The sequence below is a fragment of the Desulfoconvexum algidum genome (genome assembly GCF_055382125.1).
This window is the reverse complement of sequence record NZ_AP042394.1, coordinates 4,706,874-4,730,921: the sequence shown is the minus strand read 5'-3', so window position 1 is coordinate 4,730,921 and position 24,048 is coordinate 4,706,874. Positions and strand designations below refer to the sequence as shown.

The 24,048-nt window shown below is 46.3% G+C and carries 17 protein-coding genes; 11 read left to right on the top strand and 6 right to left on the bottom strand.

Annotated features, from left to right (window positions below):
* Window positions 1-10: 10 nt before the first annotated feature.
* On the bottom strand, window positions 11-1,216 hold the full coding sequence (locus ACZ45G_RS21495) for a DUF294 nucleotidyltransferase-like domain-containing protein (protein WP_464172555.1): 1,206 nt from the start codon (window positions 1,214-1,216) through the stop codon (window positions 11-13).
* Between the two features lie 110 nt (window positions 1,217-1,326).
* Between ACZ45G_RS21495 and ACZ45G_RS21490 the strand changes: the two genes are divergently transcribed.
* From ACZ45G_RS21490 to ACZ45G_RS21475, 4 genes are all read left to right on the top strand, one after another.
* Window positions 1,327-1,743, top strand: a complete 417-nt coding sequence (locus ACZ45G_RS21490; protein WP_464172554.1) for an ATP-binding protein — start codon at window positions 1,327-1,329, stop codon at window positions 1,741-1,743.
* A 39-nt stretch (window positions 1,744-1,782) separates the two neighbouring features.
* Window positions 1,783-2,874, top strand: a complete 1,092-nt coding sequence (gene aroC, locus ACZ45G_RS21485; protein WP_464172553.1) for a chorismate synthase — start codon at window positions 1,783-1,785, stop codon at window positions 2,872-2,874.
* 89 nt (window positions 2,875-2,963) lie between these two features.
* A complete protein-coding gene (locus tag ACZ45G_RS21480; protein ID WP_464172552.1) occupies window positions 2,964-3,227 on the top strand; it encodes a hypothetical protein in 264 nt (87 codons plus the stop codon).
* A gap of 72 nt (window positions 3,228-3,299) precedes the next feature.
* Entirely contained in the window at window positions 3,300-5,417 is a 2,118-nt protein-coding gene (locus ACZ45G_RS21475) for an LOG family protein (RefSeq protein WP_464172551.1), read from the top strand.
* A gap of 30 nt (window positions 5,418-5,447) precedes the next feature.
* Here the strand turns inward: ACZ45G_RS21475 and ACZ45G_RS21470 are convergent, their stop codons facing one another.
* The 3 genes from ACZ45G_RS21470 to ACZ45G_RS21460 all read right to left on the bottom strand — a co-directional run bounded on the left by ACZ45G_RS21470 (window position 5,448) and on the right by ACZ45G_RS21460 (window position 9,580).
* A complete protein-coding gene (locus ACZ45G_RS21470) occupies window positions 5,448-6,692 on the bottom strand; it encodes an EAL and HDOD domain-containing protein (protein WP_464172550.1) in 1,245 nt (414 codons plus the stop codon).
* The gene (locus ACZ45G_RS21465) at window positions 6,689-9,184 is read right to left on the bottom strand and encodes a glycogen/starch/alpha-glucan phosphorylase (RefSeq protein WP_464172549.1); all 2,496 of its coding nucleotides are present in this window, start codon (window positions 9,182-9,184) and stop codon (window positions 6,689-6,691) included. The genes ACZ45G_RS21470 and ACZ45G_RS21465 overlap by 4 nt, the downstream gene beginning before the upstream one ends.
* 87 nt (window positions 9,185-9,271) lie before the next feature.
* Window positions 9,272-9,580, bottom strand: a complete 309-nt coding sequence (locus tag ACZ45G_RS21460) for an isoamylase early set domain-containing protein (protein ID WP_464172548.1) — start codon at window positions 9,578-9,580, stop codon at window positions 9,272-9,274.
* A 333-nt stretch (window positions 9,581-9,913) separates the two neighbouring features.
* Between ACZ45G_RS21460 and ACZ45G_RS21455 the strand changes: the two genes are divergently transcribed.
* The 4 genes from ACZ45G_RS21455 to ACZ45G_RS21440 are packed head-to-tail and all read left to right on the top strand — an operon-like array spanning window position 9,914 to window position 20,559.
* Complete coding sequence (locus tag ACZ45G_RS21455; protein WP_464172547.1) at window positions 9,914-14,431, top strand: amylo-alpha-1,6-glucosidase; 4,518 nt, start codon at window positions 9,914-9,916, stop codon at window positions 14,429-14,431.
* 1 nt (window position 14,432) lies between these two features.
* A complete protein-coding gene (gene glgP, locus ACZ45G_RS21450) occupies window positions 14,433-16,997 on the top strand; it encodes an alpha-glucan family phosphorylase (protein ID WP_464172546.1) in 2,565 nt (854 codons plus the stop codon).
* Between the two features lie 54 nt (window positions 16,998-17,051).
* A complete protein-coding gene (locus ACZ45G_RS21445) occupies window positions 17,052-18,551 on the top strand; it encodes a glycogen synthase (RefSeq protein WP_464172545.1) in 1,500 nt (499 codons plus the stop codon).
* Window positions 18,517-20,559, top strand: a complete 2,043-nt coding sequence (locus ACZ45G_RS21440) for an alpha amylase C-terminal domain-containing protein (RefSeq protein ID WP_464172544.1) — start codon at window positions 18,517-18,519, stop codon at window positions 20,557-20,559. Before ACZ45G_RS21445 ends, ACZ45G_RS21440 begins: the two co-directional genes overlap by 35 nt.
* 61 nt (window positions 20,560-20,620) lie before the next feature.
* On the opposite strand, the gene ACZ45G_RS21435 is transcribed toward ACZ45G_RS21440, so the two are convergent.
* Window positions 20,621-20,890, bottom strand: coding sequence for an RNA recognition motif domain-containing protein (locus ACZ45G_RS21435; RefSeq protein ID WP_464172543.1), 270 nt, complete (start codon window positions 20,888-20,890; stop codon window positions 20,621-20,623).
* Between the two features lie 334 nt (window positions 20,891-21,224).
* On the opposite strand from ACZ45G_RS21435, the gene ACZ45G_RS21430 reads away from it, so the two are divergent.
* Window positions 21,225-21,428 (top strand): cold-shock protein, encoded by a 204-nt coding sequence (locus ACZ45G_RS21430; protein WP_464172542.1) that lies wholly within the window; start codon window positions 21,225-21,227, stop codon window positions 21,426-21,428.
* A gap of 219 nt (window positions 21,429-21,647) precedes the next feature.
* Window positions 21,648-21,980 (top strand): STAS domain-containing protein, encoded by a 333-nt coding sequence (locus ACZ45G_RS21425; RefSeq protein WP_464172541.1) that lies wholly within the window; start codon window positions 21,648-21,650, stop codon window positions 21,978-21,980.
* 16 nt (window positions 21,981-21,996) lie between these two features.
* Here the strand turns inward: ACZ45G_RS21425 and ACZ45G_RS21420 are convergent, their stop codons facing one another.
* On the bottom strand, window positions 21,997-22,917 hold the full coding sequence (locus tag ACZ45G_RS21420; RefSeq protein ID WP_464172540.1) for an adenylate/guanylate cyclase domain-containing protein: 921 nt from the start codon (window positions 22,915-22,917) through the stop codon (window positions 21,997-21,999).
* A gap of 276 nt (window positions 22,918-23,193) precedes the next feature.
* Here ACZ45G_RS21420 and ACZ45G_RS21415 point away from each other — a divergent pair, with 276 nt between their 5' ends.
* A complete protein-coding gene (locus ACZ45G_RS21415) occupies window positions 23,194-24,036 on the top strand; it encodes a thioredoxin domain-containing protein (RefSeq protein ID WP_464172539.1) in 843 nt (280 codons plus the stop codon).
* Window positions 24,037-24,048 lie beyond the last annotated feature (12 nt).

Below are 24,048 nucleotides of genomic sequence, written 5' to 3'. Positions count from 1 at the left end.
GAATATATTCCTAATTAAAAAAATTCATCCAGGCCTGGTTATAGGTTTTGTGAATCCGTTTTTGCAGGCGGGCAACTGCATCCAGGGAATCGGTAAAACCCTTTGAATCATCCTGGTTAAGTGTTGAAACATCAATGCAATTAATTGGCAAGTCTCGTTTGTCCCGGCGGCTTAAATGGTTGGTAAATTTTAATCGAGCCAAATGCTTGAATGCCTTGGCATATTGATGGGTTTCCCCTGGGGGTAACACCTGCTCTTCGCCCAGTAATTGAAACCGTTTGAGGGTGGAGGGAATTTGAATCCTATGGTTTAAGGCCAGAATTCTTGCCCCATTGGTTAAATGGACCAACCCCCTGGTTTTGAGATTAAAATAGGCCTTGCCACTTTTTCCTCGCTGGGTTCGGATCCGTCCAAACAGGGTTTTGGGGGAGGGAAACAATTGGTCATCCCGGGCCAAAAAGTGGCTGACACTTGTATTTTTATGAAATAGATCAAATACCCGGACCTGGACCATTTGTGCCAGGCGTTTATCCCCGTAAATCGCTCTGAAATCCAAGAGGATGGTCAGCTGCCGCAGTTCTCGGGCTTCAGTTGACCCCACCCATTGATCCAGGGCGTGAAGCCATCCGCCCACAGAACGTCGCCACACGGAGTTGATGGCCATGACATCGCCGGTACAGCGTTTGAAACCGAATTGATCCAGGTGTGTTACAACGCGTTTTGCCAGGGCTAAAAAGTATAGGTCTGTTTCCATGGTCTTTTCAGGGGAAGGATCTGCATAGATCAGACCATTGTCCTGATCTGTTCTCACCACCTGCTCCTGGCGGGCATCTGATCCCATGCTGATCCAGCAAAAAGGGCAGGGGGGTGTCATATGTTCAACCGTTTCTAACTGTTTGATGGCATTCTGGATGATCTGGCAGGTGACCTGTTCATTGAGAAATGAAATTATTTCCATGATGGTTTCAATGCCTATCTGTCGACCTAACTGTCGATGGGATTGGTCTTGGATTTTTAGAAGATTCCGGGTGAGATTATCCAGTTGATCTCCCCATTGATTCAGGTCCCGATGGAATCGGGGGGTATGAATGCCTGAAACAATATTTGAAAATTGGGTGAAAAGGCGGGGCCAGTTTGTTAGGGCTGCCTGGAATCTGAGAATGTCAGTTTTCTCCATCAGGGGTGCCAGGATACTTCCTCCTTTTACGCTCTCCACAAGGTTTTCATTGACTTCTTTTCCCATAAACTATAAAAAAAAAGGATAAAAATCAAGATCATTATGGGGTAGATAACCTTGGAATATAGAGCGCTTCAAAGGCGTGTCCTTTGAACAAAACGTTGAGTCTTTCTGCAAGTCTGGAGAATCTGGAATTTTTTCTGGCCCATGTCCGAAGCTTTGTTGCGTCCTGTGGCGTGGATGCTAAATTATTGTATCCCGTGGAATTGTCCCTGGAGGAGGTATTGGTAAATGTTATCAGTTATGCCTATCCAAACCAGGAAAAAGGCAATATCGAAGTGAGCTGTTCATGGGACAGTCAGCAGGGCCTGGTCATTCAGATTATGGATTATGGTACCGCCTTTGATCCCCTTGAACGATCAGATCCTGACACGGGCCTCTCCCTTGATGATCGACAGATCGGTGGGCTGGGTATCTTCCTGACCAAAAAAATGATGGACAAGGTGATCTATGAACGCCACCAGGGCAAAAATATTCTTACCATGATCAAGCAACCCCACGGTTAGGGGCGATTTTTATTTTAAGATCAGTCATTGAGGAGAGCCATGTCAAGTATATTCGGAAGGGTGTTCAGGGTATCCACTTTTGGGGAATCACATTGTAGCGGGGTGGGTGCAATCGTTGACGGATGTATTCCCGGGATGTCTCTTTTGGAATCAGATATTCAACCCCAATTGGATCGTAGAAGACCGGGTCAAAGTTCGATTTCAACAGATCGAGATGAACAAGATCAGGTCACCATCCAATCTGGCACCGAAAACGGAAAGACATTGGGAACCCCGATCTCCTTGTTTGTTCCCAACCAGGACCATCGGCCGGCAGACTATTCTGAAATGGCAGATATCCCCCGCCCTTCCCATGCAGATTATACCTACCAGAAAAAATATGGTATCAGGGCATCTAGCGGCGGCGGCAGATCCTCGGCAAGAGAGACCATTGGAAGAGTCTGCGCCGGTGCAATCGCAGAAAAATTTCTTAAGGAAACCGCTGGAATTGAAATCGTTGCCTGGGTGAGCTCTGTGGCAGACATAGAATCCCAGGAGCCAGATTTGCAATGCATTTCAAGAAATGATGTGGACAAAACAATCATTCGCTGCCCGGATTATCAAGCCGCCGCAGCCATGGAATCGCTTATTAAACGAACAAAGGATGCCAAGGATTCTCTGGGAGGAGTGGTCACCTGTATTTGCAGAAATATCCCGCCGGGTCTTGGGGAACCTGTTTTTTTCAAACTTGAGGCCATGCTGGCCCAGGCAATGCTTTCAATCCCTGCAACAAAAGGCTTTGAAATAGGCTCAGGTTTTGCCGGTACCCGAATGAAAGGATCCCAGCATAATGATCCCTTCGTATTAAAAAAGAACAGGATTGGCACCAAGACCAATTTCAGCGGGGGGGTCCAGGGGGGGATATCAAATGGCGAACCCATACATATTCGAGTTGCATTTAAACCACCCGCAACAATCGGTATGGAACAGCAAACCATAGATTTTTCAGGGAAAGAAGCTATTCTGACAGCCAAAGGGCGCCACGATCCCTGTGTGGTTGCCAGAGCTGTTCCCATAGTAGAAAGCATGGCTGCCCTTGTCCTCGCCGATTGTGAAATGTTACAACGTTCCCGGAGAGTCCTTTCTTGTTGACCTTTGTGCGGGCGGGATATAAAATTTTATGAATGATTGGGTTATGCTGTATACTATATTGAATCATTTTGTATCATGTGGAGGGTAAAATGGGAAAAGATATCAACGAAGAATACCAGGAAAGAACAGAAAGAAAATTTGTCGCAGAAGGGGAAATGAAGGCTGTTTTTTCACGGTTAGGCGATCAGATTGCACAGGACCAGGGGTATGAAGATTTACGGGGTATGGATGCAGTTTACCGGTATTTAATTGATAAATATAAATGGCTTCCCCATCAGGTGAGAAGTCTTTCCCTTGAAGATTTGTCATTGCTTTTTGATGATTATGATACAACAAAAAAAGCAAGTTCTTAAGATAACCCTTGTACAAAAATATACGGATAGGTGTGGCCTGTTTGATTTTTATCCTTTAAGAAAGATGCTGCCATGGAAATACCTCAGATCATAAGCCCGGACGGTCATATCAATGCGATTCACCCCAGGAAAAAAAGGGAGAACTTTTTAAGAGCAGAGTTTTTATTTCCCTTTGTCTCCGATTATATCTGTGGTGCCCTCAGGGAAGGCAAACCTTTTATTTTCTCGGGAAGAAGCGGGAATGCCCAGATCGGCATCAAGACAGCCCAATTTCCCCAGGATAAATTGCCACGGATTGAGGCATCTGATATTTTTTTGGAAGGCCAGATCCAAAATTTAAACCCTTTGCTGGGCGCTGCCCTGGACCTGTTTAAAAAAGGGGATGAAATAGGGCGCCTTGCGGTGATGGATCCCGAGTTGAGAATCCAGGATGTCCGCCATTATCTTCATAAGCGGCTTTTTGTGGGGCGATTGGTTGGCAAGGGCTATTATGAAGGGTTTGAAATCTGCCAGGAACAAGATCCTTTAACGGGCAAAACCTGTGACTATATCAGCATGGAATTGGAACCCTATCAATATTGTTTTGAGCCTTCTGCCATGAATCCCTCCAGTATCAATGCCGTGATAAAAAAGGGCAGAAGCGCCTTGAGTCGCATCCGTTCCAGAATGCCTCTTGATCTTAAAAACAGCCGGTTACAGCCTGGGGAATTGTTTGTGGGGGCCATCAAAATATCCCTGGGAGATATCTACGGGATCATCGATTCAGTGCCAGAACCTATATCTGAAAAGATTGAGCATCTGCCTGCCTGGATACTGGACCCTTTTCGGACCTTCAGGGATCGCCAGGTGGAACTTTACCATTTTGGTACCAAGGCCATTGCCCTGGACAAAATCCGGATTCGAATCCGGTTTTTCAGAACCCGGAACCCTTTGACGGTTCCCCTGGAAAAAAATAAGGTCAAGGAAGGCTATCGGCTCTGTGATCTTTTGACCAATGCGGAAGTTTCCACACTCTTTAACGCCATTGGTAAAACCTCTTTGGGCATGATTCTGAACAAGGGAAATTTTGTTCAGATTCCCCAGGCCTTAAATCCCAATGGGGAGGCCCAGCTTGAGATTATCAAGAATGCCTTGCTTGAAAGCACCTATCGAAAAGCCAGGCCACAGGCGTCGGCGGGTGAGGAGGACAGATTCCAGGAGACCCTGGAAAAGCTGTCTGTTCTGGGAGGGGTTAATTCCCGTGTTTTTATCGGAAGGCAGTTTCCTGCCCTTGAAGTCATTGATGCCTTGAGGCGAAGCGGCTTGAGAACCTTTTTGATTGATATGAACAACCCTTCCTTTGAGGATGACTATATTAAGAAAATGATCAAACTGACCCATGCCGGTCATTCCGGATGTGAGTTTTTACGCTATGATTCTGATACCGATAAATTATACAGTTTTTACCATGGCTGTTTCATGGAGCCAGATGACAGGGAACGCTTTGATCGGGTCAGGTATTGGCTGGCGTTTTACGGGTCCCATACACAAGAAGCTGACAATGGTCTGACCATCGATTTGATCAACCGGCTGGCCATCCGGCTGGGGTATGAAATGGGGATTGTCCACGGCGGCGGTCCCGGGCTTATGAAAGAGGCCAATGATCTGGCCCGGCAGCATAACATCATGAGTGTGGGCATTGCCATTGACCTGGAAGGGGAACACCAGGCATCCTTGACCACCTGTGACGGGTTGATTAAATACAAGGAGGGGTTGCGCCTGGCCCGTCAGGACCATATACAGAAGCTGAGCAACCTGCCCATTGTCAATACCGGCGGGTATGGAAGCGCTGAAGAACTGGCCATTACCATCACTTCCATGAAGATCCATGAAAACCCCCTGGCACCGATTATTCTGCTGGATCCGGATAATTTGTGGAAACATGCCCAAAAACAGACCGATGAAATTGCCCGGTTAAAATATGGGCCTGCATTTACCCCCCGTTTAATTAAATCCTGCAAAAACGCCCAGGAGGCGGAGCTTACATTGATTCGATTTTTAGGCAATCCCGATGATTGGTACCTGAAGAATAAGATTCCCGCTGAAAGTGTTGAAAAAGCCAGAATTAAGGCGGGCCGCATCCGCAGACAAACCCTGTGCCAGGAAACGGTGGAGGTGTTTGAAAAAACCAATTACAGGCTTAAACAATAAAATTATTTCTGGAAAATTATTTCTGGAGAATTATTTCTGGATTTCACATAATTTGGCGGCCCAGTCTATGGAGCCGCCATATGCCAGTTTTACCTTTTTTGTATCAAGGCCGAGCTGATTTGTCATGGCGTCGCTTTGGTCAAATTCACCCTCTTCAAAATATTGAGCCAGCTTTAAAAACGGAACGTATTCATTGTTGTCTTCCATACAAAGCGCACCTTTAAGTTTGTCCGCCAGTGGAAGATGCTTTACGATTTCTCGCATGGGCCGGTTCAGCAGGGCGTCCAGCAGTGAAAACATGCCCAGCAGGGCGAGTGAATCCGGTTCAAATCCCCAAAAATCATGATCCAGACCGATTTGTTCTAAAAATTTTCCCCTTTGGGCAGAAAGGAAAATCAATTCAGAGGCCTGCTGGCTTTCTGATACTTCGGCAAGGAGCATAACCCTGAGCCAGTTTTTCAAATTATGCCACCCCAGCATGGTAATGGCATCTCGGATGGAATCAATTTTTTGACGAAATCCAAAGGATGCTGAATTGAGGTGAGAGAGCAGTCGGTAGCTGATGGCCACATCCGCCTGTATGGTGGCGGCCAGTTTTGAAAAATCGGGATCTTTTTGCTCCATGGCTTCCATGAGGTGGAACTTGGAAATTGTTCCCGATAACATTTTTTTAACCGACACATCTTCAGGCTGCTTGAAAAAAGAGCCTTGAAACAAAGAAAATCCTGCCCTGCGGCAGACATCAAATCCTATTTGGTCATGGACCCGGTTTGCCAGTATCAAGGCACCATAGGGGGCTGTCTTAGTACACATGCGGGTCAGGACCGGGGCCCCCATGCCGGAAATATCCAGGGAGATGATATCTGCCGGTTCAAAAATATCCTGGCAGGTCGTCTGGGTCCAGTTGACCGTTATCAGGTAACCATTGGTCTTGAGTTTTTCCAATGTTGGCGCCAGTGAATCCAAGGGTCCCGGATCTGTGATTTTAATCACAGTCCGGCCGGGCGGAAGGGCATAGGCAAGATTATCAACAAGGTTCTGTCGTGAAAAATTTACCATGACCTTTTTTTCCTTGTCCAGCATCTGCTCAATTGCCAGGGAAGTGCCTGCCGCAAGATCTGCAGTCATGGGTTCATTTTGTTTGGGGATAACTTTTTTGTCGTCCCCGGGCAGGTATACCAGTTCATATCCCCAAAGATTTTTTTTGTCGTCAAAGATGGGAAGCCTGGCAAAGGTAGCCAAAATTAAATTGCTGTCACTTTTTTCGTTGTTCATCGATCCTCCGCATCAATCTGGTTTGTTTTATTGAGGGGGGATGCTCCCCAGATCGTGTTTGCATATTCCAGAACGGCCCGGTCACTGGAAAATTTTCCCATATTGGCGGTGTTCAGGATGGACATTCGGGTCCATTTTTCCTGATCTTGAAAGGTTGTGGCTACCAATTGCTGTGCTTGAACATAACTTGCAAAGTCAGCCAGTACCAGGTAATAGTCCCCCTGGTCCAGAAGAGACCGGGTAAGGGGTTTGAACAATTGGGGTTCCTCCGGGGAAAAATAGCCTGAATCAATCATGTCAATAATTTCTTTAAGTTCGAGATTCCCTTGGTAATATTTTCTGGGATCATATCCGGTCTGTTTCGTTTTAATCACTTCATCGGCGGTAAGCCCGAAAATAAAAATATTGTCCTGTCCAACCTCTTCCATTATTTCCACATTGGCACCGTCCAGTGTTCCAATGGTCAAGGCCCCGTTTAATGCAAACTTCATATTGCCGGTTCCAGAAGCTTCAAGCCCGGCTGTGGAGATCTGCTCGGAAATATCCGCCGCTGGAATTAGTTTTTCCGCCTGGGAAATGCAATAATTGGGCAGAAAAAGGACACTCAGTTTCCCTTTGGTCCGGGGATCTTTGCTAATGGTTTGGGACACAGAGGTGATCAGTTTGATGATGAGCTTTGCCTGGAAATAGGCGGGTGCCGCTTTCCCTGCAAAGAAAAAGGTACGGTGAATGTCTGTAACTTCATTATTTTGCCGGATACAATTGTAGAGCCGGATCACGTGGAGGATATTGAGAAGCTGTCGTTTGTATTCATGCATCCGCTTGGCATGGATATCAAACAGGGTATTGGGATTGACCCCCATCCCGGTTTTCCTCAGGGCATACCGTGCCAGCTGTTTTTTGTTTTCCAATTTAATTTTTTGCCATTTGGATTGAAAGGATGCATCGTCTGCAAATGGAATCAGCTGTTTCAGGTGGTCAAGATCGGATATCCAGGCTGGCCCCAGGACAGAAGTGATGAGGGCTGAAAGACCGGGGTTGCATTGATAAAGCCATCGTCTCGGGGTGATCCCGTTGGTGATGTTTTTGATCCGGTCCGGATAAATCCGGTTAAAGTCTTTGAACAGAGCGGTTTTTAAAATAGTGGAGTGCAGAGCGGCAACCCCGTTCACACAATGGCTGCCGGTGATAGCCAGGTGGGCCATCCGGACCTGTTGAACTGCCCCTTCCTGAATAATGGACAGACTGGTCAGCAAACCCGGCTCATCCGGGTACTTCGTTTTCAAGGTATCCAGAAACCGTTGATTGATTTCATAAATTATTTCCATGTGCCTAGGTAAAGTTTTGCTCAATAATCCAACGGGCCAGGTTTCCAGGGCTTCGGGAAGTACGGTATGATTGGTGTAGGCAAATGTTTTTTCACAAACAGACCATGATTCCTCCCAGTCAAGCCCTTCTTCATCCATGAACAGGCGCATAAGTTCGGGAATCGCAATGGCGGGGTGGGTATCATTGAGCTGAATGGCGGCCCAGTCGGAAAACCCGGAAAAAGACTGGTGATCCTCCTTGTACTCTAAAAGGATATCGCGCAATGTGGCGGCAACAAAAAAATACTGCTGTTTGAGCCGAAGTTCCTTGCCTGTTTCCATTTCATCGCTGGGGTAGAGAACCTTGGAGATGGATTCGCTCATGACCTTTGCTTCTACGGCCCCCATATAGTCTCCCCGGTTGAAAAAATCAAGATCAAGGTTCCGGCTGGATCTGGCGGTCCACAACCGCATGTTGGTGACAAAACCATCATCAATGCCGGGCACCATAATATCACAGGCCATGGCCATGACATCTTTTGTGTCCACCCAGCGGTACCGTTTCCTTCCGTGAATATCTGTATAAGGCTCAGACCGGCCGTAGAACCGTATTTTGTGAATTTTTTCAAACCGGAGGATTTCCCAGGGGTTTCCCCGGCGCATCCAGTTATCACTTTTTTCCTGCTGATAACCGTTTTTCATTGTTTGAAAAAAAATACCGAAATCATAGCGGATGCCGTAACCATACCCCGGCAGCCTCAGCCGTGCAATGGAATCCATATAACAGGAGGCCAGGCGGCCAAGTCCGCCGTTCCCAAGTCCTGCATCCCATTCCACCTCTTCAAGGATATTGAGGTCAAAGCCAAGATCTGACAGAACCTTTCGGGCAACCTCATCCAATCCCAGGGAAACCAGATAATTTTTGAGAAACCGGCCCGGCAAAAATTCCAGGGAAAGATAAAATACCCGTTTGGAAAGAGTGTCCCTGCAGGCCTTCTGTGTTTTGATCCATTGGTCGATCAACCGTTCTTTTATGCTGAAGGCAAGCCCCATATAGCAGGAATACCGGTTCATCTCTTCAGGATCAATCCCAAGATTGAATCGAATATGATAAAAAATATCTTGTTTTAATTGATCCGTCTCGGAAACAGATTCGGTCCCATGGCGGGTTTGGTTTTGATTCATTTGGGCCTCCTGGCTGTTTTATGCCTTGCCTGCTGATCCCAGAACACTATTGATTTTATGCATGTACAATTGTTTTAAAGATTCCTGTCATACACTGACAACGCAGTTATCGCAGTCCCCAAAGGAAGAGTGAACATATCTGTCTGCATCTGGGTCATTCTTCCAGATGATTCGGTCAAAGAAATACCTGAATTGATATTCCCTGCCTGTCTTAAGGTCAAGGGTCGCGACAAAGCCGCCTTTTTTCAGAGGTTTCATGGGGATTCTTGTTTTATGCCAGTTGTTGAATTCGCCAACCAGGAAAATAGATTTTGCATCCAGGGCTTCTTCCTTGGACAGCCGGAATGTTACCTTGCAGACAGGGCGGGTTTTTAAATATGATTTTTTGATGCTCAATTTGTCACCTCTCGGATTAAATTGTTTGAGAAAGTTTTTGGACGCCGTGGTGAACTGAACTGTCCTTTTGCAGATGTTTTTTTAAAAAATGAGGATGCAGATCATGGTTTTTTGTGAATTACCGGGTGCCAAGTCTCATGGACAAAAAATATCAGACGATTCATTAAAACGCAATGGAAAAGTAAATATCCTGGGCCTAGGTTTACATGGAATGACCCATGGTTTTTTACTAAGGTTATGTACAAAAGAATTAACCTATGTCATATTTATTTTACACAAAAAATTGTGGATAACAAAATTGAGGCAACTCATATTTAAGGCAGGGCATTCTTCATGGAAAGACTGTCAAATATCGTTCAATTTCCTCCTCCCGGAGAGTCAAGGGTTATGTATTGCGGGGATTGTGTTACCTTTACCTTGACACTGCCGGCCAAGGTCAGGGGAAGCGCATGGGTGAGAACAAATCTCGGGTCTGCTGCCATTTCAAGAAGAGAAATTATTCACCGGGTGGAGCGAGATGAAATAAAGCTGGGGGAAGCCTGGGTTGATATTGAAATGGTATGGGAGAGCGATCTTGTATATAAAATTGTTCTTCCCCTGCACCAGACAGGATTTTTCCAGGCAAAATGTTTTTTTCTGCCGGAAAAAAGCAATACGCCTGTCTGGCCGACCGGGGATAATTGTATTTTCAATGTGGAGCCGGCCGGTACCTGTTGTGCCAATATTATTTACAATGCCTTTGTTCGGCAGTTCGGCAGATCCAAATCCGGCAGATCCCAATCCGGTGTGACCCAATCCGGTGTGACCCAATCCGGTGTGACCCAATCCGGTGTGACCCAATCCGGTGTGACCCAATCCGGTGTGACCCAATCCGGTGTGACCCAATCTGGTGTGGCCAATTCTGATGTGATTGAGGAAAAAGAGCTGTCGCCCCTTATCAAACGCTTAGATGAAAAAGGGTATACGGTTATCCCTGAATCCGGTAAATTCAGGGATCTTAAACGAGAAGTGGGGTTTATTTTTTCTGATCTTGGGTGCCGTGTTCTACACTTGCTGCCCATACATCCCACCCCCACCACCTATGCCAGAATGGGGCGATTCGGCAGTCCCTACGCCGCCCTGAATTTTACGGAAGTTGATCCGGCCCTGGCGGAGTTTGACCCCTTGGCAACGCCCCTTGAGCAATTTATGGAGCTGGTGGATGAGGTTCATTCGCATAATGGGTACCTGTTCATGGACATTGCCATTAATCATACCGGATGGGCGGCATCCATCCATGAAACCAACCCGGAATGGCTGGTCCGGGGAGAAGACGGACGGATCGAGGCCCCGGGTGCCTGGGGGGTTGTCTGGGCGGATTTAACAAAACTGGATTATTCAAACAGAGGGTTATGGCGCTATATGGCCAATGTTTTTTTGCTCTGGTGTCACCGGGGGGTGGATGGGTTCAGGTGTGATGCCGGTTATATGGTTCCCCTTGATGCCTGGGAATATATTGTGGCCAAGGTAAGACGTGAGTATCCGGAAACGCTTTTTTTTCTGGAAGGGCTTGGGGGGCACATGGAGACAACCTGCGATATATTGAACCAGGCTAATTTTAACTGGGCCTATTCAGAGTTGTTCCAAAATTATACCAGACAGGAAATATCCGCTTACCTGCCAATTGCCTACGATATATCCGACACCAGCGGCCATATGATTCATTTTGCAGAAACCCATGACAACAATCGGCTGGCATCTGTTTCAAAACGATATGCAAAATTGAGGACCTCCCTTTGTGCCCTTTTTTCTGTGTGCGGCGGGTTTGGTTTTGCCAATGGGGTGGAGTGGTTTGCGACCCAGAAGATTGATGTACATGAATCGGGCAGCCTTAACTGGGGGGATCCAGTAAATCAGGTGGATCATATCTCACGGCTGAACCGGATATTAACCACACACCCCGTCTTTTTCGGACACACCCGTCTCACCCTGATTCAGAAAAACCAATCCCAGTGCCTGGTGCTGCTTCGTCACAATCAAGCATATGACAAAAAGCTTTTAATTCTGGTGAATCTTGATTGTGAAAATTCCACCCTGGCATCCTGGAAAAGTGGGGATGCCGGTATCAAAGAAACCATCCTTCATGATCTGCTGTCAAACCGTCAGGTCAAACCAGATGAGCTAAAACCAGACAACATAGAACCAGATGAATCCGATGACCTTTGTGTGATACGTCTGGCGCCGGGAGAGATTCTGGCCCTGACCCCTGATGCGGCAGATCTATGTCTGGTTGAGCAAAGCGAGGAGAACACCCCCCGGATACCGGATCGGGTTTATCTGCAAAAGTTATGCGCAAAAGTGCTGTCCATTCATACCATATTTAAAGGGTATCAAAATTTTATGGGGGTCGATGTCGATGGAGAGGCAAGGCTTTTGGCCGATAATCCTGTTGAATTTATTCGTTCTTTTAACCTGGATTCAAAGGAGAGCCGGGTGATTGTGTTTGAGGTTAAGCGGGATCTGAAACGGCAATTGATGATCCCGCCGGGCTTTTTTCTTTTGATCCGATGTGAAATCGGTTTCAGGGCGGAAATTTTGGACACCTTCCGATCCGATACCACCCAATCCGATAAAGGAAGGTCCACTAAAATTTCCCGGGGATGTGAGGAAGGGATTCCCTTATCCGGGGACCGAGGCTATTTTGCCCTTTTCTCCCCAAAGGACATAAAAAATCAGCACAAAGATTATTCCTTGAACCTGAGGATATTTGAACCCGGTGGCACACGGATTGAAACGGCGTATTTGCTATATCTTGCCTGTCTGGAATCTTTGTATATGAGTTCTTCATTTACCAGAAAGGAGATTGTAAAAACCCCGTTTCTAAAATTATTGGGCACCACCCGAAGAGGGGGGATGATGCGGGCGGCTGCCTGGTGGGGCAGGCTCGACAGCCGGTATGATGCAATCCTTGGTGCAAATATGGATAAAACCATGCCGGAAAACAGGTGGATGGTGCTGTCAAGATGCAGGATCTGGGCTATTTTCCAGGGGTATTCAAGGGAGCTTGTACCCGATTGTCTGGAGAAATTTACCTTTTCCTATGACCATGGCGGGCGCTGGCTGTTCCATGTTCCCACATCCGAAGGCAGGTATTATGCCCTGGAGCTGTATCTTTCCATCGATCCCCAAGAGAATCATATCAGCCTGTCCTTGGTGAGAAAAAATTGCCCTCAAGACAATTTATCGTTTCTGGATGATGATAAACCTGTGACCCTTATCATCCGGCCGGATATCGAAGACAGAAGTTTCCATGAAACCGTTAAGGCATTTAAAGGGCCGGAACAAGAATGGCCTGCTGCCATATCCGCCATTGAAAAGGGGTTTGTGTTTTCACTTTCAAACGGGAAATTCCTTAATGTGAGCATATTAAAAGGCAGCTTTATTCCTGAGCCGGAATGGAATTACATGGTCAACCGCCCCCTGGAGGCCCAAAGAGGGCTTGATCCGGAATCAGATCTTTTCAGTCCGGGTTATTTTAAAGTTTCCTGCCTGGGAGGGGATACTGTTTTGCTCAATGCCGCTGTGGTTGAGAGCCGGCGAGCGCTTGATTTTGACAATCCGATTAATCGCTGTGAATCCTATTGCTTTGAAAAGGGCATGCCCCTTGCCCAAGCCGTTTATAGGAGCCTGGATGCCTTTCTTGTGGATCGCGGGCCAGACAAAAGTGTGATCGCCGGATATCCCTGGTTTTTGGATTGGGGAAGGGACAGTCTGATATTTTGCAGGGGATTGATTGAATTGGGCCGGTTTGCCGATGCAAAATCCATATTGCGGCTGTTTGGCCGGTTTGAAGACAAGGGCACGCTTCCCAATATGATTTGCGGCAAGGATGCGGCAAATATTGAAACCTCGGATGCACCCCTGTGGTTTTTTGCCTGCTGTAAAGACCTGATTGAACGGGAGCAGAGCAAAGATTTTTTAAATGAAAGACTGGGAGACCGCAGGGTCAAAGAGGTTCTTTTATCCATTGCCCATTCTTTGATAGAAGGCACCCGAACAGGGGTGGTTGCGGACCCTGAAACCATGCTGCTCTACAGCCCGTCCCATTTCACCTGGATGGATACCAATTTTCCTGCCGCATCTCCCCGCCAGGGATATCCCGTTGAGATCCAGGCATTATGGTATAATGCACTGGTCCTGCTGGCAGGGGTGGATTCTCCCCATAAGCGGGATTGGGAGGAGCGGGCAACGCGGGTTCAAGGTTTTGTCCAGACGCTTTTTTACGATGAGGCCGCGGGTTTTTTCTCAGACTGCCTTCATTCCGACGGCCCGGTGGGTGCAAAAAAGGCGAAGCCCGATGATGCCCTGAGACCCAACCAGCTTTTTTTGTTTACCCTTGATGTGATTAAAGATAAAAATATTGCCCAAACCTGTGTTGAAACATGCCAGCAATTGCTGGTGCCAGGAGGGATCAGAAGTCTTGCCGACCGGCGAGTTGAAACCCCCATCCCCATAATTTATAACGGCAGGTCCATAACAGATCCCCATTTCCCCTATTTCGGGCAATACAAAGGGGATGAAGATACCCAGAGAAAACCGGCCTATCACAATGGTACCGCCTGGACCTGGCCGTTTCCGGTTTTTTGTGAAGCCTGGGCAGCGGCCTTTGGAAAAAACAGCCACTCAACCTGCCTGGCGTGGCTTGGCAGTGTGATCGGCCTGATGAGAAGAGGGGCTGCCGGATATATCCCTGAAATTTTGGATGGGGATTTTCCCCATGTGCCAAGGGGATGTGATGCCCAGGCCTGGGGAGCAAGTGAGGTTGCCAGGGTCATGTACAAGTTATCAGATGAAGGTGAGGGAGATAGATGAAATGATGAAAGAGATGCAAATTTATAAGGTATATCCTGCGATCCCAGAAGAACTGTCCTTTCTGGACTATTTGGCCCATAACCTGTGGTGGTGCTGGAACCATGAGGCCATTGAACTGTTTCAGAGAATAAATCCCCTGCAATGGGAAACCATAGGGAAAAATCCTGTGGCTTTTCTTTCCAGTATATCCCAGAGACGATTTGAGGAGCTCTCAACGGATGAAAGTTTTTTGGGTCACCTTGAACGGGTAAAGGCCAAGTTTGAACGAATGTTTTCCCATGTGTCCCAAATCAAAGAGATTGATTTGGACCCCAAAGAGACCATTGCCTATTTTTCCATGGAATTTGGCCTCCATGAATCCCTTCCTTTCTTTGCCGGTGGATTGGGAATTCTTGCCGGTGATCATTTAAAAGCGGCTTCCAGTTTGGGAATTCCCTTGACCGGTGTGGGGTTGCTGTTCCGGGAAGGGTATTTCAGGCAGTTCCTTGACCATACCGGTTGGCAGCAGGAAACCTATCCCCTCATTGATGTGTTTGACCTTCCCGTCCAGAAATTAAAAGACAGCTCAGGCATTGAAATAAGAATCGAAATCCCCGGCCCTGATGGGGTGATCCATGCCTGTGTCTGGCAATTAAAAATAGGTAAAATCCGGTTGCTGCTGCTGGATACAAATCTTGGAGAAAATTCAAAAAAAGTCAGGGAGATTACCTCCCGACTGTATGCCAGCCATGGCGAGACCCGGGTTGCCCAGGAGATATTGCTGGGGATTGGTGGGATCAAGGTGCTCAAAACCATTGATATGTTTCCCAGCGTTTGTCACATGAATGAAGGGCATTGTTCCTTTGCCGGCCTGGAACGGATTTCCATTATCATGGACAAGTATCATCTGGATTTTCAAGCTGCCATCCAGGTGTGCACGAGAAGTGGTGTTTTCACCACCCATACCCCTGTGGCTGCAGGCCATGATGAATTTCCAAAAGAGCTGGTTTTGCCTTATATTTTGCCCTATGCTGAAAAGTTTGCTATTTCAGCAGATGAACTGCTGGCCTGGGGAGAGCCCCATGGCAGTGAAGATACGGGTAAATTTTCCATGTTTGTGTTTGGGGTTCATTTTGCAGGCTATATCAACGGTGTCAGCCGTCTGCACGGGCTTGTGGCCCGACGGATGTGGCAGTCCCTGTGGCCGAGGCGGTATGTGGAAGAAATCCCCATTTCCCATATCACCAACGGGGTTCATATTTGTTCCTATCTTTCCCGGAATAAAAATACCCTGCTGGAGCGGTACTTGTCTTCGGACTGGTCCGACAGGCTGTCCAATCCGAATCTGGCCCCACGGATAGACCATATTGAGGATGCAGATCTCTGGCATGCCCATGAACTGGATCGATCGAATTTAATCAGAAAATGCCGGCAGTTATTATTGAAACAATATGAGCGGCAAAATGCACCCAGAAATGTGTTGGATGAAGTTGCCGGTGTCCTGGACCCTCGCTGCCTGACCATCTGTTTTGCCCGGCGGTTTGCAACCTATAAGCGGGCCGGCCTTTTGTTTAAAGACCCCCAGCGGCTGACAAGACTCATAACCGATGAGAACAGGCCCATCCAGTTGATTTTTTCCGGCAAAGCCCACCCCAATGATACCCAAGGTAAGGAGATCATAAAGACAATTGTTGAGTTTGCAAGGGACCATGATGTCAGGCACCGGGTTGTTTTTATTGAAAATTACGATATTAATATTGCAAGATATATGGTTCAAGGATGCGATGTATGGCTCAATACGCCCAGAAGACCCAATGAAGCATGCGGCACTTCGGGCATGAAAGCCTCTGCAAATGGCGGGTTGAATCTGTCCATCCTTGATGGCTGGTGGTGTGAGGGATTCAGGGAGGATAGGGGATGGCGGATTGCAAACACAGATGTTTATGAGGATAATGAATATCAAGATGAGGTTGAAAGTCAGGCCCTGTTTAATCTTCTTGAAAATGAGGTGGTGCCCAAATATTATGACAGGCGAAGGGGCAACCCGCCCTTAAAATGGATAAAGATGATGAAAGAGGCCATGAAAATGGCCCTCATTGATTTTTCAAGCGACCGGATGGTCCGGGAGTATGCAGACCGGTTTTATGTGCCGGCAGCCAGAAATTTTAAACGCTTAACAGATGATTCCGCCGAGAAAGCCAAGGCGCTTGCCCAAAGTCAGTCTCGGCTGATATCCCTGTGGAGCGGTATTAAATTAGCAAAACCAAGGCTTATAACAGAGGATGATTTTACCGTGGGAGATACCTTTAGAATTACCATTAAGGTTTTTCTGGGGGATCTTGTGCCCGAAGAGGTTGAAGTCCAGATTTACCACGGCAAAATTAAATTTTCAGACAAGCCCGAAGGTAGCAGGACAGAAGTCATGTGGCTGCAGGAAACTGTCTCCAAGGGCACCCACATTTATGCCTGCACCATTACCTGTTCTGATTCCGGCCGATTCGGGTATACGGCACGGGTGATCCCGAAAGGTGATGAAATTCTCAGCAATACCCCCGGTCTTATCACCTGGGCCCATGGAGAGGCGTAAAATGACCTGTATTTTTTTAGTTTCAGGCATATCTGAACCCTTGGGAGAAGAACAATGACACAAAAACCAAGAATCTTGATCGTGACACCCGAGGTGAGCTATCTGCCCGAAGAGATGGGAGAGTCATCGGGCTATTCTGCAAAGGCCGGTGGTCTTGCCGATGTGTCGGCTGCCCTTATAAGTGCATTGTTTGATTTTAATTGTGATGTCCATGTGGCCCTTCCGGATTATCGGTCTATTTTTCACGGATTCACCACCAAGACACACAACAAAGAACTTGCAAAAATCCGTAAAAGCTTGGATGAAGAACGAATTCATCTGGCGGCAGACCGGGCCTTTTATTATCTTGATAATATTTATTCAGGATATTCGGACAAGGACCTTAAGGTCTCGTTGGCATTTCAAAGGGAAGTTATTAACAACATTATTCCCCGGGTTGAACCCGATATCATCCATTGCAACGACTGGATGACCGGCCTAATCCCTGCCATGGCAAGGCAGATGGGAATTCCCTGTCTGTTTACGATTCATAATATTCACACCCTGACATCCACCATGGCGGAAATTGAGGACAGAGGGATCGACGCCGCCTCTTTCTGGCATTGGCTGTTTTTCAAAACGACACCTCAAAACTATGAAGAAAGCCGGGACTGGAATCGGGTCGATTTTTTAACCTCCGGGATATTTGCAGCCCATTATGTGAATACAGTGAGCCCCACCTTTTTAACCGAGATTGTTGAGAACCGCCATCCCTTTGTGGAAAACTGCATCCAAAATGAGCTGAGCCATAAATATCATGCCGGATGTGCCACGGGAATACTGAATGCACCTGATCCGGAATTCAACCCGGCGGTTGATCAGCTGGTCCGGTATAATTATGGGCCGAAAAATCACCGGCAGCAAAAAGCAAACAACAAAGCATATCTTCAAAAGATTCTGGATCTTGAAATCGATGAGGAAGCCGCCCTGTTTTTCTGGCCGTCCAGGCTCGATCCAGTGCAAAAAGGGTGTCAGCTGCTGGCGCAGATTATGTATGATATTGTCGCCCAGTACTGGGATGCCAATCTTCAAATTGTCTCTGTGGCCAATGGAGAATTTCAGAAACATTTCCATGATATTGTCCGGTTTCACGGCCTGGCTAAACGGGTTGCCGTTTGCGGATTTAACGAGGGGCTGTCACACCAGGCATTTGCTGCCAGCGATTTTTTGTTTATGCCCTCTTCCTTTGAGCCCTGCGGTCTTCCCCAGATGGTGGGCGGCATCTACGGGGCCCTGCCCATTGTCTACGATACCGGGGGATTGCATGATACCATCCGCCAGCTGGATACTGAAGCAAACACGGGGAATGGATTTTTATTCAATACCCATGATGCCAACGGGTTTAAATGGGCCATAGACAAGGCCATGGAGTTTCATCGTTTTGATCCGGCCCTAAAAGAAAGCCAGCGCAACCGGATTATGATTGAGAGTGTGCTTGAATTTAACCATAGCAGGTGCGCGGAAGCGTATATTAACCTATATGAAAAAATGCTTAAACGGCCATTTATTGTCTGATCCCGGAATCTTCAACGATCCCTACCTTCTCATCCATGCAGACACCATATCTTCAAGGAGACTTGTGTGCATTGCACTTGGGGATAAAATAAAGCAGGTGAACAGGGGAGGATTGACAGCGTTTGCAGATTACCACAAGCGGTTCGGATTTCATTTTGAAAAAAAATTTGAGGAAGGTGAATGGGTTTTCAGGGAGTGGGCACCCAATGCCAGTGAAATCTTTATCCTTTGTGATAAAACCGCCTGGCAGAAAAACACAGCCTTCCAGCTTGAGAGAAAAGAGAACCATATATTTGAAAGACGGTTTCCAAAGGCCGTATTTTCCCACAAAGACCTGTTTAGGCTCAAGGTGGTATGGCTGGGAGGGGAAGGGGATCGAATTCCCACAGCTGCAACCCGGGTGGTTCAGGATTCTTATACCCATATTTTTAATGCCCAGATCTGGGAGCCTGAAAAATACCAATGGGCGATAACAAAATTTTTACCCCCCAAAGAACCGCTGCTGATCTATGAAGCCCACGTCGGAATGGCATTGGAGGAGGGCAGAATCGGAACCTATAAAGAGTTTGAACGAGGTGCTCTGCCCCAAATAGCAGCTGCCGGGTACACGGCCATTCAATTGATGGCCATTCAGGAACATCCCTATTATGCGTCCTTTGGGTATCATGTGGCCAACTTTTTTGCCCCCTCATCACGATTCGGCACCCCGGAAGAATTAAAGCACCTGATTGATACAGCCCACGCAAAGGGCATCAAGGTGTTCATGGATATGGTTCATTCCCATGCCGTCAACAATGAAGTGGAGGGTATTGCAAAGTTTGACGGAACAGGTTTTCAGTTTTTCCATGACGGACCCAGGGGGTATCACCGTCAATGGGATTCACGGTGTTTTAACTATGGTAAGCCCGAGGTATTAAAGTTCCTCTTGTCCAATTTAAGATTTTGGATTGAAGAGTTTAAAATCGACGGATTCAGGTTTGACGGTATCACCAGTATGCTTTTTGAGGATCACGGCCTTGGACGGGCCTTTAACGGCTATGAAGATTATTATGGGCAGGATGTGGATGGGGACGCGCTTGCTTATCTTTATCTTGCCAATTGTCTTGTCCATGAACTTAAGGAAGGGTTTATCACCATTGCCGAAGATGTCAGCGGATATCCCGGGCTTGCCGCTCCCATTTCAAAGGGGGGAACCGGGTTTGATTATCGGTTTGCCATGGGAATTGCGGATTTTTGGATCAAATTATTAAAGGACACTAAAGATGAACAATGGCACCTTGGCACCCTGTGGCATGAACTGACAACCAAAAGAAGCGAAGAAAAGACCATCTCCTATGCCGAATCCCATGACCAGTCACTGGTGGGTGATAAAACCCTTATGATGCATCTGATGGGCCAGGAGATCTATACTGCCATGGAAAAGGAGAATGACAGTACTAAAACCCTTCGGGGAGTGGCCCTGCACAAGATGATCCGTCTTATTACCATTGCTCCGGCCGACTCCGGTTATTTGAATTTCATGGGAAATGAATTCGGGCATCCTGAATGGGTGGATTTCCCTTCTGAGCGCAATCACTTTTCCTTTCATTATGCCAGACGCCAGTGGTCATTAAAACGTGACCCGGGCCTTTTTTATTCGAGCCTTTTTGAATTTGATAAACAAATGATTCATCTGGTCAAGGATCAGGATTTGTTCTCTTCATCCCATGTGAACCTTCTGCACCTCCATGAAGAGAACAAGGTCATTGCCTTTGAAAGGAAAAATTTGATTTTTATTTTTAATTTTCACCCGTCCAATTCCTTTTCCGATTATCTGTTGGATGCCCCGCCCGGTGAATACCAAATGGTTTTGGATTCCGATCAAATTGCCTTTGGCGGACGAGATCGGCTTAAAAAGGATCAGGTTCATTTTACCCTTGACCCCATAAAATTTGGGAATAGAAATCTATTAAGCCTTTATCTGCCGACACGAACGGCAATCGTTCTGAAACAAAAGCCCAGGTCCTGAAAAAAAGTGTTTCCAACCCTAGGGTCGTTTTATTCAGGCCGGGGGAATATCGGGTAAACCGTTAAAACCTTTTCTTCTGGCGTTTTTTGTTGTTTTCTTCTACCTGGGTGATTTTTAGAATGCGCCCCTGAACGGCATTCCCATTCAAGGCTTTTATCGCTTTATCTGCGTCGGAGTTGTTTGGCATTTCCAGAAATCCGAACCCCTTTGACTGTCCTGAAAATTTATCCGTTACAAGCTTAACACTTGCCACCTCCCCGAATTCAATAAAAAGATCCTTTAAATTTTTTTCCGTTACGCCAAAAGCAAGATTTCCAATATAAAAATTCATTAACCATCCTTATTAAATATGTTATGGTAAATACCTGGTCAGCCATCCTAAGGGCAATCCCCCTACTGGCAGAAGAGCATAATCATTGATTCCCGGATTGTAAACAAAATAAAAACAGGGAACCCTTTTTTTAAAACATACTATTTGCTGTTTTAAGAAAAAATATTAATTTAGAGCTTGACTTTTATCGACATTTCTATATTCTTACTCAACTTGCGCTGTTGTATGTGAAGCGCTTATGTTTCATCCTAATGGTGTGTATTCCAAAAATAAAATGGTGTGGCACTAAAGTTTGAAATTCGTATTTTTTTTATTACAATAGGAGATTGCCAATATGGCTAATGGTACTGTAAAATGGTTTAACGACTCTAAGGGTTTTGGTTTTATTGAACAAGAAAACGGCGGGAAAGATGTTTTTGTGCATCATTCCGGCATTAATACAACAGGTTTTAAATCCCTGAATGAAGGGGACCGTGTTTCATTTGATATTGAAGAAGGACAGAAAGGTCCTGCTGCAACAAATGTAACCGTGCTCTAGTTAGCCGTCTTACTTAGCTAAAAAAGTCATCTTGGTGACTTGAAAAAATAAAAGTCCCTGAACAATATCTGTTCAGGGACTTTTTGTTTTGTACCCTTGGTATTTTGATTGTTTTTTCGCTGCCAAATAGATGGGTTTTAGGGTTCCTATTTGACACAGGCCTTTTAATGGCATAATAGAGTGCAAAAGAAACCAATGGTAAATCAAAAGGGAGATCATATGGAGATAGAAAAGCGGGTTGAAAATGGCAGATGTGTAATTGGGTTGAAAGGACGGTTGGATGCAGTGACATCTCCTGAATTGGAACAACGCCTTGGTGAAATCATTGAAGAGGGAAATTTAAATATCGTCTTGGACTTAACCGGGCTTGAATATGTTTCCAGTGCTGGACTACGGATTTTTCTGGTTGCAACTAAGAAAATAAAGGTTCTCAAAGGTGAACTCTGTCTGGCAGGTCTTTCCGGTAATATCAAGGAAGTGATTGAAATATCGGGTTTCCCTTCTATTATGCCCTGTTATGACACCCTGGAAGAGTTGCCTTCACAAGGATAGCCTTGCCTTGGTGCCGTTAAGAAATTAATACCTCCCGGACCTGGATTGGCTTACTGACATTCTTCAGCGCTTGTTCCCGTGGGGTGCCCAGGCTAAATTTTTGTTTAATGTGCTCGGATGTCTGGGAGGTGACCAGAATTTTACCACCCGTTGCAATGGCACATACCCGGGCCGCTATGTTGGTGACAGCTCCAGAAGCCGTATAGGTCCAACGATCACCTGCAATGCCTTTGAATCGAGTGGAGCCCACCGAGGCAGCTCCTGAGTTAATGCCCATGTTCACTGAAACGGGTTTATATTTGCCCTTCAGGGATTCATTGATGTGCATGGTTCTTTTATGGATGCCGACAGCCGCACAAACTGCATTCATGGCATGGGTTTGGGGGGTGGCATCCTGAAACAGAATCATGAGGCCGTCTCCTGCGGTTTCATTAATATCCCCGTTGTTTTCAACAATGATATTTAAAAATTCACTGAAATAGGTTTCAATCAGATAGTTCATCTTTTGTCTGGAATTATTTTCACTCATTTTCGTATATCCAGCAATATCGAGAAAAAGTACGGAAATATTTTTTTCATGTTTGTTCAGATCCGGATTCTCAGGGTTGTCCTTGATCAGGTTCTGGACCGACCTGGGGACAAATTTGCTCATATGGCTTTGGATGCTCTCCAACATTTGGACTCGATGGAGGGTGTCTTCCAGTTTTTGGTTTTTTGTTTTGAGTTGATCCAGCAATTGTTCCAGGTTTAATTCCCGGGCTTCCACCTGAACGATCATCATGCCAAAGGCTTCGGCCAATTGGGATACCAAAGTTGGATATTTGTCCTGATTGGTGAGTTCCATAAGGCTGTCTGTCTGGTCATAGGCCCCCATGGATACTTTTTTTGCGGCATTTAATAAGATTTCAAACAAAGCATCGCTTGTATCCGGTTTCATGATAATGCCCCAATTTTTAAGGTTCTGTAAAAAAAATCTTCTGAATATCTATTATACCTTTTTAAGACGCCATATCAAGGTTTATCCATATCCTTACCGTAAAATTGTATATCCGGATTCTATTCGGTTTAAGATCGTTTTCTATTCGTTAGCCGGGTGTTTTTAACCCCTATATTCTTTTTAACCCTTGTCAGTTTTAAACGGTTCATGGTAATAAATAACCCAGAAAATTTTGATGAATCTCAATAAAAAAAAATTTAAAAAGGATACGCTAAAGTGAGATGGTTATTGGTGTTTTTTGGGTTGCTGGTATTGGGCTCTGATGCGGTTGCTTTGCCTGCTTGTACCCATGTTGATATGGATTGGCTTTCCTTACAGGCTCCCTTGCCGGGGAATGCAAAAATCGTATATAAAAAAGATCTGGGCGGATTGTGTGAGGTCGTTGTGTCCCTGGATGGGGAGCTTGTACCCCTCTATGCCGGGGAAGATTTCCTCCTGGTTGGAAAACTTTTCAAGAATAAAAAACTTATTACCCGGGAAACCTTGGCTTCCTTGGCGGATGTTGCCGAAAAGGAGCGGATAAAAGCCAATGAAATAAAGGCGCTTGAGAAGGAAAAACGGAAGACATTTTTTCAAAAAAACCTGAGCATTTTGGAGGATTTAACCCTGTTTTCATTTAAGCCGGGTAAGGCCGACACTTTTTTGTATGTGGTCACAGATCCCAACTGCTCCTATTGCAAGCGACTGATGCCGGACCTTGAAATTCTTGCCATGGAAAACCACCTTGAAATCAAGGTGGTTCTTTTTCCAGTTCTGGGTCCTAAAAGCCGTGAAATGGCTGTTCAGGCAATTTGTGAGTCCTATTCCTACCAAGATTATGGACAGATCCAGTTCCAGGAGGGCACATTGGGTTGTCGCCAGGCGGATCGCTATCTGGAAAAAGTCATGCCTTTTTTTTCCAGGACGGGTCTCTCATTTGTTCCGGTGGTGATATCAGGGGACGGCACCTGGATGGTTGAAGGGAACGATATCGCACAGGTGAAAGCCCATCTTGGTATTGACTGTGAGGAGGGCACGGTAAATTCTTCCAATGGGTGCGCCCCGGTTCCTGATAAATAAGCGTCTTTTTAA

Bases quoted from the DNA above. Each gene is read 5' to 3' on its own strand.
- ACZ45G_RS21465 (WP_464172549.1), bottom strand. From the start codon at position 9,184: ATGAATCAAAACCAAACCCGCCATGGGACCGAATCTGTTTCCGAGACG.
- ACZ45G_RS21425 (WP_464172541.1), top strand. From the start codon at position 21,648: ATGGAGATAGAAAAGCGGGTTGAAAATGGCAGATGTGTAATTGGGTTG.
- ACZ45G_RS21440 (WP_464172544.1), top strand. From the start codon at position 18,517: ATGAAAAAATGCTTAAACGGCCATTTATTGTCTGATCCCGGAATCTTC.
- ACZ45G_RS21475 (WP_464172551.1), top strand. From the start codon at position 3,300: ATGGAAATACCTCAGATCATAAGCCCGGACGGTCATATCAATGCGATT.
- ACZ45G_RS21445 (WP_464172545.1), top strand. From the start codon at position 17,052: ATGACACAAAAACCAAGAATCTTGATCGTGACACCCGAGGTGAGCTAT.
- ACZ45G_RS21480 (WP_464172552.1), top strand. From the start codon at position 2,964: ATGGGAAAAGATATCAACGAAGAATACCAGGAAAGAACAGAAAGAAAA.
- ACZ45G_RS21430 (WP_464172542.1), top strand. From the start codon at position 21,225: ATGGCTAATGGTACTGTAAAATGGTTTAACGACTCTAAGGGTTTTGGT.
- ACZ45G_RS21420 (WP_464172540.1), bottom strand. From the start codon at position 22,917: ATGAAACCGGATACAAGCGATGCTTTGTTTGAAATCTTATTAAATGCC.
- glgP (WP_464172546.1), top strand. From the start codon at position 14,433: ATGATGAAAGAGATGCAAATTTATAAGGTATATCCTGCGATCCCAGAA.
- ACZ45G_RS21455 (WP_464172547.1), top strand. From the start codon at position 9,914: ATGGAAAGACTGTCAAATATCGTTCAATTTCCTCCTCCCGGAGAGTCA.
- aroC (WP_464172553.1), top strand. From the start codon at position 1,783: ATGTCAAGTATATTCGGAAGGGTGTTCAGGGTATCCACTTTTGGGGAA.
- ACZ45G_RS21435 (WP_464172543.1), bottom strand. From the start codon at position 20,890: ATGAATTTTTATATTGGAAATCTTGCTTTTGGCGTAACGGAAAAAAAT.
- ACZ45G_RS21470 (WP_464172550.1), bottom strand. From the start codon at position 6,692: ATGAACAACGAAAAAAGTGACAGCAATTTAATTTTGGCTACCTTTGCC.